The following is a 10,102-nucleotide window of genomic DNA, read 5'->3' as shown; positions in this document are numbered from 1 at the left end:
CACGAACGCGCCCAGCAGGCCGACCACGAAGATGATCTGCGCCGCGATGCCGGCGGGGGGGCGGGAGACGGCGGGGTAGAAGGAAGCCCGGGAGGGGACCAGGGGCTGGGAGATCCGGGTGGCGGGCCGGGCGGCCAGGCTGTAGCCCACCCTTTTCCCTACCCGGGGGGCTTTGCTGCGGCGGTCGGTCACGCGGCGCTCCGGGGGGGGGGCGGATCCAACGCTGCCGGCAGGGCGGTGAAACGGCCGCGAAGGCGGCGATGCGGCGGTGGGCGGCCGGTGTATGCAGGGCGGGTGGCGCGCCGCGGCCCGCAGCTGCCACGGTGCCGCGCCGGCCGGCAGTTTGCGCCCGCGCCGCGGGCATGGGCTAGAATCGCCGCGGATGCCGCCGGCACCGGGCCGGCGCAAGGACGACAGGGTGGCCCGCGGAAACGCCGGCCGAGCGTGCGACATGAGCACTACCACCGCCCACAGCTGACCACGCCGGGCCCGCGGAACGCAGGCGCCTGGCGGCGCCTTTTGTTTGCCCGTCCGCGGGCCGTCCGGCCGCCCCGGGCCCGCCGGTGCCGGAAGCACCGGCCCGCCCGGACGCCACACACCTTCCTCCGGTTTCCCCCCCATGATCACGATCACGCTCCCCGACGGCAGCCGCCGCGAGTTCGAATCCCCCGTCACCGTCATGCAGGTGGCCCAGTCCATCGGCCCGGGCCTGGCCAAGGCCACCCTCGCCGGCGAGGTGGACGGCCGCCTGGTCGACGCCTGCGACCTGATCGACCACGACGCCACGCTGCGCATCATCACCCACAGGGACCAGGAGGGCGTGGAGATCATCCGCCACTCCTGCGCGCACCTGGTCGGCCATGCGGTCAAGCAGCTGTATCCCGACGCGAAGATGGTGATCGGCCCGGTGATCGAGGACGGCTTCTACTACGACATTTGGTACCACCGCCCGTTCACGCCGGAGGACCTGGCCGCGATCGAGCAGCGCATGCGCGAGCTGATCGCCCAGGACTACGACGTCATCAAGAAGATGACCCCGCGCGAGGAGGTCATCGAGGTGTTCAAGGCCCGCGGCGAGGACTACAAGCTGCGCCTGATCGAGGACATGGGGCCGGAAGTGACCGCCATGGGCCTGTACTACCACCAGGAATACATCGACATGTGCCGTGGCCCGCACGTGCCGAACACCCGGTTCCTGAAGGCCTTCAAGCTGCTGCGCATTTCCGGCGCGTACTGGCGCGGCGACTCGAAGAACGAGCAGCTGCAGCGCGTTTACGGCACCGCCTGGGCCGACGAGAAGCAGCTGAAGGCCTACCTGCAGCGCCTGGAGGAGGCCGAGAAGCGCGACCACCGCCGCATCGGCAGGCAGCAGGACCTGTTCCATCTGCAGGAGGAAGCCCCGGGCCTGGTGTTCTGGCACCCCAAGGGCTGGGCCATCTGGCAGGTGGTCGAGCAGTACATGCGCCGCGTCTACCACGAGACCGGCTATGGCGAGGTGCGCTGCCCGCAGATCCTGGACGTGACCCTGTGGAAGAAGTCCGGCCACTGGGACAACTACAAGGACAACATGTTCTTCACCGAGTCCGAGAAGCGAACCTACGCGGTGAAGCCCATGAATTGCCCGGGCCACGTGCAGATCTTCAACCAGGGCCTGCACAGCTACCGCGACCTGCCGATCCGCTACGGCGAGTTCGGCTCCTGCCACCGCAATGAGCCCTCCGGCGCGCTGCATGGCATCCTGCGCGTGCGCGGCTTCACCCAGGACGATGGCCACATCTTCTGCACCGAGGACCAGGTCGAATCCGAGGTCCGTGCCTTCCATCAGCAGGCCCTGAAGGTCTACCGCGACTTCGGCTTCGACGAGATCCAGGTCAAGATCGCCCTGCGCCCGGACAACCGCCTGGGCGACGACGCCACCTGGGACAAGGCCGAGGAGGCCCTGCGCTCGGCCCTGCGCGCCTCCGGGGTGGCCTGGCAGGAGCTACCGGGCGAGGGCGCGTTCTATGGCCCCAAGATCGAGTACCACCTGAAGGATGCCCTGGGCCGCACCTGGCAGCTGGGCACCATGCAGGTGGACTTCATGATGCCGGTCCGCTTGGGCGCCGAGTACGTGGACGAGCACAGCCAGCGCCGCCATCCGGTCATGCTGCACCGCGCCATCGTGGGCTCCATGGAACGTTTCATCGGCATCCTGATCGAGCACCACGCCGGCGCCTTCCCGGTCTGGCTGGCCCCGGTCCAGGCCGTGGTCATGAACATCACCGACGCCCAGGCCGGGTACGTCGAGGAGGTCCGGAAAATCCTTGCAAATCAAGGATTCAGGGTCCAGGCCGATTTGCGGAACGAGAAAATCGGCTTTAAGATTCGCGAGCACACCCTGCAACGGGTGCCGTACCTGCTGGTGGTCGGGGACCGCGAGAAGGAGAACGGCACCGTGGCGGTGCGCACGCGTTCGGGCGAAGATAAGGGCTCCATGCCGGTGGCCGACTTCGCCGCGATGCTGCGCGAACAGCAGATGGCGTAGGCCGGATCCCCGGCCTCGCTGCCCAGTCCACCCCGGGAGACCGCAATATCAGCACCCTCGAGAAGCAAAACCGAAAGAACCACGAGATCCGGGTCCCGCGCGTGCGCGTGATCGGGTCCGATGGCGAGATGATCGGCGTCCTGTCGCGCGACGAGGCGTTGCGTCTTGCCGAGGACGAGGGTCTTGATCTGGTCGAGATCCAGCCGAACGCCGATCCACCGGTCTGCAAGATCATGGACTACGGCAAGTTCCGCTTCGAACAGCAGAAGCGGGCCGCCGAGGCCAAGAAGAAGCAGAAGCAGGTCGAGATCAAGGAACTGAAGTTCCGGCCGGTGACCGACGAGGGCGACTACCAGATCAAGCTGCGGAACATCCGCCGCTTCCTGGAGGACGGCGACAAGGTCAAGATCAACATCCGCTTCCGTGGCCGCGAGATGAGCCACCAGGAGCTGGGCCGGCAGATGGCCGCCCGGATCGAGGCCGACCTGGGCGACGACATCGTCATCGAGTCCCGGCCGCGCCTGGAAGGCCGGCAGATGGTCATGATGATCGCGCCGAAGAAGAAGTGATCCCCGCGACCGGGCCCCCAGGCCCGGCCGGCGGGAAGGGCGTCCCCGGGGGCGCCCTTCGCCGTTTCCGGGCGTCCAGGTGCCGGGCGAACCTGCTGAATTGCAAGGCAAAGCGCCAGCAGGCATAATGCGCGGCTCCGGTTCGCCGGGTGGCTGGCAACAGCCGCAGGACCGGCCGCCGCTTCCCCCGGGAGGCTGGCGGCTTTCAGACCGGCATGGGCAAGGATGGAAAGCGCGTCCCCGTGGCGCCGCCCGTGCCAGTGACAGTTCCCAACAAGGACATCGCAATGCCCAAGATCAAGACCAACCGGGCGGCGGCCAAGCGTTTCCGCAAGACCGCCTCCGGCAAGTACAAGGCCGGCCACGCCAACCGTAGCCACATCCTCACCAAGAAGGCGACCAAGCGGAAGCGCAACCTGCGGCAGACGAACCACGTCCGCGCCGAGGACGCCGGCCGCCTGGACCGCATGCTGCCGTATCTCTGAGGAGGACTAGGAAATGGCACGAGTCAAGCGTGGCGTCCAGGCGCGCCGCCGCCACAAGAAGGTCCTCAGCCAGGCCAAGGGCTACTACAACGCCCGGCGCAAGGTCTTCCGCGTCGCCAAGCAGGCGGTCATCAAGGCCCAGCAGTACGCCTACATCGGCCGCAAGCAGAAGAAGCGCAACTTCCGCGCGCTGTGGATCACCCGCATCAACGCGGCGGCCCGCATCAACGGCCTGAGCTACAGCCGCTTCATCAACGGCCTGCAGAAGGCCGGCATCACCCTGGACCGCAAGGTGCTGGCGGACATCGCCGTCAACGACCCGGCCGGGTTCACGGCGCTGGCCGAAAAGGCGAAGGGCGCTCTGGCGGCCTGAGGCCGCCTCCCACCGTAAAGCAACAATGGGCGGGCTTCCCGCCCGACACGTGGGGAAGGGCGCAAGTCCTTCCCCATTTGTTTTTCCAGCCACGGAAATCCCATGAGCGAAATCGAGTCCCTGGCCGCCCGCGCGCTGGCCGACATCGCCGCCGCGCAGGACCTGGAGGCGCTGGAGGCGCTGCGCGTCGGCCTGCTGGGCAAGCAGGGCGCCATCACCGTCCAGCTCAAGCAGCTGGGCACGCTGCCGCCGGAGCAGCGCAAGGCCGCCGGCGAGGCGATCAACCGGGTCCGCGACCAGGTGGGCCAGGCCCTGGCCAGCCGCCGCGCGGTGCTGGAGGAGGCGGCGCTGGACGCGCGCCTGGCCGGCGAGGCGGTGGACGTCACCCTGCCGGGCCGCCAGGGCGGCCGTGGCGGCCTGCACCCGATCTCGCGCACCCTCGAGCGCATCGCCGACATCTTCGGCCGGCTGGGCTACGAGCTGGCCGACGGCCCGGAGATCGAGGACGACTGGCACAACTTCGAGGCGCTCAACTTCCCGCCGCACCACCCGGCGCGGGCCATGCACGACACCTTCTACTTCGGCGACGGGCGCCTGCTGCGCACCCACACCTCCGGCGTGCAGGTGCGCTACATGGGCGACCACAAGCCGCCGCTGCGCATGATCGCCGCCGGCAAGGTGTACCGCAGCGACTCCGACCAGACCCACTCGCCGATGTTCCACCAGGTCGAGGGACTGCTGGTGGACGAGCACGCCACCTTCGCCGACCTGAAGGGCACCCTGGCCGAGTTCGTGCGCGCCTTCTTCGAGCGTGACTTCCAGATGCGCTTCCGCCCCAGCTACTTCCCGTTCGTGGAGCCGGGCGCGGAGGTGGACATCGCCTGGCAGCAGCCGGACGGCAGCGTGCGCTGGCTGGAGGTGCTGGGCTGCGGCATGGTCCACCCGAACGTGCTGCGCAACTGCGGCATCGACCCGGAGCGCTACACCGGCTTCGCCTTCGGCCTGGGCGTGGAGCGCTTCGCCATGCTGCGCTACGGCGTCAACGACCTGCGCGCCTTCTTCGAGAACGACGTGCGCTTCCTGCGCCAGTTCGCGTAAAGGCCTTCCCGCGTCGACCCATGCAACGGCGGGCCGCGGCCCGCCCCACGGAACACGAAGATGAAATTCTCCGAAAACTGGCTGCGCAGCCACGTGCCCACCCCGGCCACCCGCGACGAGCTGGCCGCCATGCTGACCGCCATCGGCCTGGAGGTCGAGGAGGTCAAGGCGCTGGGCGACGGCCTGGCGGGCGTGGTGGTGGCGCGGATCCTCGAGGCCGAGCGCCATCCCCAGGCCGACCGCCTGCAGGTGTGCAAGGGGGACATCGGCCGGGGCGAGCCGCTGCAGATCGTCTGCGGCGCGCCCAACGCGCGCGCCGGGCTGGTCGCGCCGCTGGCGACCATCGGCGCCAACGTCGGCGGCATGGCCATCCGCGCGGCCAGGCTGCGCGGCGTGGAGTCCAACGGCATGCTCTGCTCGGCCAGGGAGCTGGGCCTGGACGAGGATGCCTCCGGCCTGCTGGAGCTGCCGGACGACGCCCCGGTCGGCACCCCGCTGGCCGAGTACTTGGGCCTGCCGGACGCCAGCATCGAGATCAAGCTGCCCCCCAACCGCGCCGACTGCTTCGGCGTGCGCGGCATCGCCTACGACGTGGCCGCCGCCTTCGCCAGTGAGGTGGCGCCGCTGGACGTGGCGCCGGTGCCGGCCACCGGCACGCGCGCGCTGGAGGTGCGCCTGCAGGCCGGCGCCGACGCACCGCGCTTCGTCGGCCGCGTGGTCGAGAACGTGAACGCCAGCGCGCCCACCCCGGTGTGGATGGCCGAGCGCCTGCGCCGCAGCGGCGTGCGCCCGGTGTCGCTGCTGGTGGACATCACCCAGTACGTGATGCTGGAGCTAGGCCAGCCCATGCACGCCTACGACCTGGACAGGCTGGCCGGCCCGGTGGGCGTGCGCCACTCGCGCCCGGGCGAGACCCTGGAGCTGCTCAACGGCCAGACCGCCGACCTGGGCCAGGACGGCGCCTTCTTGGTGATCTGCGACGGCGAGGACGGCGGCCGCGCCATCGGCCTGGCCGGCATCATGGGCGGGCAGTCCACCAAGGTGGGCGAGGGCACCCGCAACGTGTTCTTGGAGGCGGCGCACTTCGCCCCGGCCGCGATCATGGGCCGCGGCCGCCGCCTGGGCCTGCACACCGACGCCATCCACCGCTTCGAGCGCGGCGTGGACCCGGAGCTGCCGCGCCTGGCCATCGAGTACGCCACCGCGCTCGTGCTGAAGCTGGCCGGCGGCACCCCCGGCCCGGTGACCGAGGCGGTGCGCGAGGCCGACCTGCCGAAGCCGGCGAACATCACCCTGCGCCGGGCGCGCATCGCCCGCGTGCTGGGCATCGCCATCCCCGATGCCGAGGTCGAGCGCATCCTGCGCGCCCTGGGCATGCAGGTGGCCGCCACCGCCGAGGGCTGGCAGGTGGTGCCGCCCAGCCGCCGCTTCGACATCGCCATCGAGGAGGACCTGATCGAGGAGCTGGCGCGCATCCACGGCTACGACCGCGTGCCGACCACCCTGCCGGGCGGCCCGGCGCCGATCACCGCCCCCGGCGAGGGCGTGCTGGGCGAGGCCGAGCTGCGTCGCCAGCTGGTGGCGCGCGACTACCTGGAGGCGGTCAGCTTCGCCTTCGTCGACGGTGCGCTGCTGCGCGCCTGGAACCTGGAGCAGGGCACCGTGCCGCTGGCCAACCCGCTCAGCGCCGAGCTGGCGGTGATGCGGCCCTCGCTGCTGCCGGGCCTGGTGGACGCGCTGGCGCGCAACCGCGCCCGCCAGGCCGGGCGCGGGCGCCTGTTCGAGCTGGGCCGGGTGTTCACCCGGGCCGGCCAGGCCGGTGCCGCGCCGCTGGAAACCCGCCGGGTCGCCGCGGTGGCCTGCGGCCCGGCCGCGGCCGAGCAGTGGGGCCTGCCGGCGCGTGCGGTGGACTTCCACGACCTGAAGGGCGACCTGGAGTCGCTGGCGGCGGCCGCCGGCGCGGCGCTGGAGTTCCGTCCGTCCACCCGCCCGTACGGCCATCCGGGCCGCAGCGCCGAGGTGCTGCGCACCGACCTGGAGGGCGGCCCGGTGACCCTGGGCTGGATCGGCCAGCTGCACCCGCGCCTGCAGAAGGCGCTGGACCTGGAGGGCGAGGTGCTGGCGTTCGAGCTGGACCTGGAGCCGCTGTGCCGCCGCGCCCTGCCGCGCGCCGAGGCGCTCTCGCGCTTCCCGGCCGTGCGCCGCGACCTGGCCTTCGTGGTTGCCGAGGACGTCACCTGGGCGGCGCTGGCCGCCAGCGTGCGCCAGGCCGCCGGCCCGGTGCTGCGCGACCTGGTGCTGTTCGACCGCTACCAGGGGCCGGGCGTGGAAAGCGGATGCAAGAGTCTGGCTATGGGCTTGATTTTGCAGGACAACACGCGCACTCTCACCGACCAGGACGCCGAATCGGCGGTGGAGCGTGTGGTGTCCGCGCTGGCGCGCGAACACGGCGCCCGCATCCGCGGCTGATGAACAGGGGACGAGGATGGCATTGACCAAGGCGGAGATGGCCGAACGGCTGTTCGAGGAAGTCGGCCTGAACAAGCGGGAGGCGAAGGAGTTCGTCGACGCGTTCTTCGACGTGCTGCGCGAGGCGCTGCAGAGCGGCCGCCAGGTGAAGCTGTCGGGCTTCGGCAACTTCGATCTGCGCCGCAAGAACCAGCGCCCGGGCCGCAATCCGAAGACCGGCGAGGAGATCCCGATCTCCGCCCGCACCGTGGTCACGTTCCGCCCCGGGCAGAAGCTGAAGGAACGCGTGGAGGCCTACGCGGGGACGGCGCCGCATGCTTGATCCGGGCAGCAACCGCGAGCTTCCGCCGATTCCGGCCAAGCGCTACTTCACCATCGGTGAGGTGGCCGAGCTGTGCGACGTCAAGCCGCACGTGCTGCGCTACTGGGAGACCGAGTTCCCCAGCCTCAGCCCGGTCAAGCGCCGCGGCAACCGCCGCTACTACCAGCGCCACGACGTGCTGATGGTGCGGCAGATCCGCGCCCTGCTGTACGAACAGGGTTACACCATCGGCGGCGCGCGCCTGCGTCTGGAAGGCGAGGGCGCCAGGCGCGAGGCCTCGCTCAGCACCCAGATCGTGCGCCAGGTGCGCATGGAGCTGGAGGAAGTGCTGCAGCTGCTCAAGCGCTGAAGCCGGCACGCCGGCCCACACGCGGCGCCGCGGACCGGGTATAATGGGCAGCCCGCCTCGGCGGGACGGCTTACCTCGGGGTATAGCGCAGCCTGGTAGCGCACCAGTCTGGGGGACTGGTGGTCGTCGGTTCGAATCCGGCTACCCCGACCAAACAAGCATCCGGCAACGTCCGGGAAAGTCCAGAAAACCCGCCGAAAAGGCGGGTTTTCTGCTGTCTGGCGTCCGGCAGTGTCCGATGCGGTACGTTGAAATCTCGCGGTAACTGGCGGTAGCTTTGGCGGTAACTGCCGGGGCCGCCGGACCAGTTACCGCCACGGAGTTACCGCCATGCTCACCGATACCGCTATCCGCAAGGCCAAGCCGGGCGACAAGCCGCTGAAGCTGCGTGACGGCGGGGGGCTGTATCTGCTGCTGCGGCCCGATGGCGCGCGGTGGTGGCGCTGGGACTACCGCCGGCCGGTGACAGGGAAGCGGAACACCCTGTCGCTTGGCACCTATCCAGAAACGGGCCTGGCCGATGCCCGGCAACGCCACGCGGAGGCTCGCAAGCTGCTGGCCGCTGGCGTCGACCCCGGCGAGCAGCGCAAGGCCGAGCGCGCGGCGAAGGCCGACAAGGCGGCTAACAGCTTCGCGGCGGTAGCGTCCGAACTGCTGGCGATCCGGGAAAAGAAGCTGGCGGCCGGCTCCATCGTCCGGGAGAGGCGATTGCTCGAAAAGGACTTGGTTCCATACATCGGCAGCCGGCCAGTGGCCGAAGTGACGGCACCGGAACTGCTGCGCGCCTTGCGCAGGATCGAGGCGCGCGGGGCAGTGGAAACGGCGCACCGGGCGCGGGCGCTGGCCGGGCAGGTGTTCCGCTATGCCATCGCCACCGGGCGAGCCGACCGCAACCCGGCCGCCGATCTTGTGGGGGCGTTGGCGCAGCCGGAGGAAAGGCATTTCGCCAGCGTGACGAATCCGGCGGAAATCGGCCCGCTGCTGCGCGCGCTGCATGCCTATCCGGGCACGCCTGCGGTGTCCGCCGCCTTGAAGCTGGCCCCGCTGGTATTCGTGCGGCCGGGCGAACTGCGCCAGGCGCGATGGGCGGATATCGACCTGGACGCCGGAGAATGGCGTTTCGCGGCAAGCAAGACCGGGCAGCCGCATATCGTTCCGCTGGCGACGCAGGCGGTCGCCATCCTGCGCGAGCTGCAACCGCTGACCGGCCGCGGCGAATACGTGTTCCCGAGTGCGCGCGGCAAGGGGCGGCCCATGAGCGAGGCGGCGGTCACCGCTGCCCTGCGGCGGATGGGATTCGACGGCGACACGATGACCGGGCACGGCTTCCGGGCAATGGCGCGCACGGTGCTGGATGAGGTGCTGGGCTTCCGGCCCGACTACATCGAGCACCAACTCGCGCATTCCGTCCGCGACCCGCTGGGGCGCGCCTACAACCGCACCCAGCACCTGGCCGAACGCCGCAAGATGATGCAGGCGTGGGCGGACTATCTGGACAGCCTGCGCGAGGGCGGGAACGTGGTGCCGCTGCGCGCGAAGGCGGGCTGACCGAACACCCGCGCCTAGCCCGACGGGGCGAAAACGCCGGACACCCTGCCGGCGCTGGTGCGGGGACTATTCAGGGGCGCGAGGGTGCGCGATGGGTGTTCCGCTGTCTTACCTGGACGCGCCGCGACGGATGCTAGAAACATGGGATTGGACGTGCGCGCTTGTTGCGTTCGACTATGGCGACCGCGCGCCGCTCGCGGAATTGGTGGGGAAAGAGCCAATCCCCCCAGAATTTTTGGGTTCTTCACCCAAGTCCGGGGAAGGCCGCCCGGATCTTCAGGAAGAAGTAGGCGTCGTCCCGGTAGCCGTAGGCCACCCGCTTGATGACCTTGATCTTGTTGTTGATGCCTTCGACCAGATTGGTT

At 70.1% G+C, this 10,102-nt stretch carries 10 protein-coding genes, 1 tRNA gene and 1 pseudogene; 10 read left to right on the top strand and 2 right to left on the bottom strand.

All coding sequences use genetic code 11. The features are described 5' to 3' along the window. Nucleotides 1-192, bottom strand: a pseudogene (locus CR938_RS14470) (MFS transporter); the annotation flags it as partial. Nucleotides 193-619: 427 nt separating this feature from the next. On the opposite strand from CR938_RS14470, the gene thrS reads away from it, so the two are divergent. From thrS to CR938_RS12785, 10 genes are all read left to right on the top strand, one after another. Next, the gene (gene thrS / locus CR938_RS12830) at nt 620-2,524 is read left to right on the top strand and encodes a threonine--tRNA ligase (RefSeq protein WP_162125385.1); all 1,905 of its coding nucleotides are present in this window, start codon (nt 620-622) and stop codon (nt 2,522-2,524) included. Nucleotides 2,525-2,571: 47 nt separating this feature from the next. Continuing rightward, nucleotides 2,572-3,093 carry a translation initiation factor IF-3 gene (gene infC / locus CR938_RS12825; RefSeq protein ID WP_211365237.1) on the top strand — a complete coding sequence of 174 codons (522 nt, stop codon included), beginning with the start codon at nt 2,572-2,574 and terminating at the stop codon, nt 3,091-3,093. 287 nt (nt 3,094-3,380) lie between these two features. Further along, a complete protein-coding gene (gene rpmI / locus CR938_RS12820) occupies nt 3,381-3,578 on the top strand; it encodes a 50S ribosomal protein L35 (RefSeq protein WP_010342861.1) in 198 nt (65 codons plus the stop codon). A 13-nt stretch (nt 3,579-3,591) separates the two neighbouring features. Next, nucleotides 3,592-3,951 (top strand): 50S ribosomal protein L20, encoded by a 360-nt coding sequence (gene rplT / locus CR938_RS12815; RefSeq protein ID WP_162125384.1) that lies wholly within the window; start codon nt 3,592-3,594, stop codon nt 3,949-3,951. A gap of 102 nt (nt 3,952-4,053) precedes the next feature. Further along, nucleotides 4,054-5,049: a phenylalanine--tRNA ligase subunit alpha gene (pheS, locus tag CR938_RS12810; protein ID WP_162125383.1), complete on the top strand. Its 996-nt coding sequence runs from the start codon at nt 4,054-4,056 to the stop codon at nt 5,047-5,049. Between the two features lie 60 nt (nt 5,050-5,109). Further along, nucleotides 5,110-7,518 carry a phenylalanine--tRNA ligase subunit beta gene (gene pheT, locus CR938_RS12805; RefSeq protein WP_162125382.1) on the top strand — a complete coding sequence of 803 codons (2,409 nt, stop codon included), beginning with the start codon at nt 5,110-5,112 and terminating at the stop codon, nt 7,516-7,518. Nucleotides 7,519-7,534: 16 nt separating this feature from the next. After that, nucleotides 7,535-7,840, top strand: coding sequence for an integration host factor subunit alpha (locus CR938_RS12800; RefSeq protein ID WP_162125381.1), 306 nt, complete (start codon nt 7,535-7,537; stop codon nt 7,838-7,840). Beyond that, nucleotides 7,833-8,189, top strand: coding sequence for a MerR family transcriptional regulator (locus tag CR938_RS12795; protein ID WP_162125380.1), 357 nt, complete (start codon nt 7,833-7,835; stop codon nt 8,187-8,189). The genes CR938_RS12800 and CR938_RS12795 overlap by 8 nt, the downstream gene beginning before the upstream one ends. Before the next feature lie 76 nt (nt 8,190-8,265). After that, nucleotides 8,266-8,342 (top strand) — tRNA-Pro (locus CR938_RS12790). A 177-nt stretch (nt 8,343-8,519) separates the two neighbouring features. After that, nucleotides 8,520-9,737, top strand: a complete 1,218-nt coding sequence (locus CR938_RS12785; protein ID WP_162125379.1) for a tyrosine-type recombinase/integrase — start codon at nt 8,520-8,522, stop codon at nt 9,735-9,737. Nucleotides 9,738-9,981: 244 nt separating this feature from the next. Here the strand turns inward: CR938_RS12785 and CR938_RS12780 are convergent. Beyond that, on the bottom strand, nt 9,982-10,102 hold a 121-nt coding region (locus CR938_RS12780), incomplete at its 5' end, for a transposase (RefSeq protein WP_149860985.1).

Source organism: Pseudoxanthomonas taiwanensis, assembly GCF_010093135.1.
GTDB classification, from domain to species: Bacteria; Pseudomonadota; Gammaproteobacteria; order Xanthomonadales; family Xanthomonadaceae; genus Pseudoxanthomonas; species Pseudoxanthomonas taiwanensis.
This window is presented reverse-complemented; position numbering and strand designations above follow the sequence as displayed.

Coding starts and splice junctions, on each gene's coding strand:
- rpmI (WP_010342861.1), top strand. CDS start 3,381: ATGCCCAAGATCAAGACCAACCGGGCGGCGGCCAAGCGTTTCCGCAAG.
- rplT (WP_162125384.1), top strand. CDS start 3,592: ATGGCACGAGTCAAGCGTGGCGTCCAGGCGCGCCGCCGCCACAAGAAG.
- CR938_RS12800 (WP_162125381.1), top strand. CDS start 7,535: ATGGCATTGACCAAGGCGGAGATGGCCGAACGGCTGTTCGAGGAAGTC.
- pheT (WP_162125382.1), top strand. CDS start 5,110: ATGAAATTCTCCGAAAACTGGCTGCGCAGCCACGTGCCCACCCCGGCC.
- CR938_RS12785 (WP_162125379.1), top strand. CDS start 8,520: ATGCTCACCGATACCGCTATCCGCAAGGCCAAGCCGGGCGACAAGCCG.
- pheS (WP_162125383.1), top strand. CDS start 4,054: ATGAGCGAAATCGAGTCCCTGGCCGCCCGCGCGCTGGCCGACATCGCC.
- CR938_RS12795 (WP_162125380.1), top strand. CDS start 7,833: ATGCTTGATCCGGGCAGCAACCGCGAGCTTCCGCCGATTCCGGCCAAG.
- thrS (WP_162125385.1), top strand. CDS start 620: ATGATCACGATCACGCTCCCCGACGGCAGCCGCCGCGAGTTCGAATCC.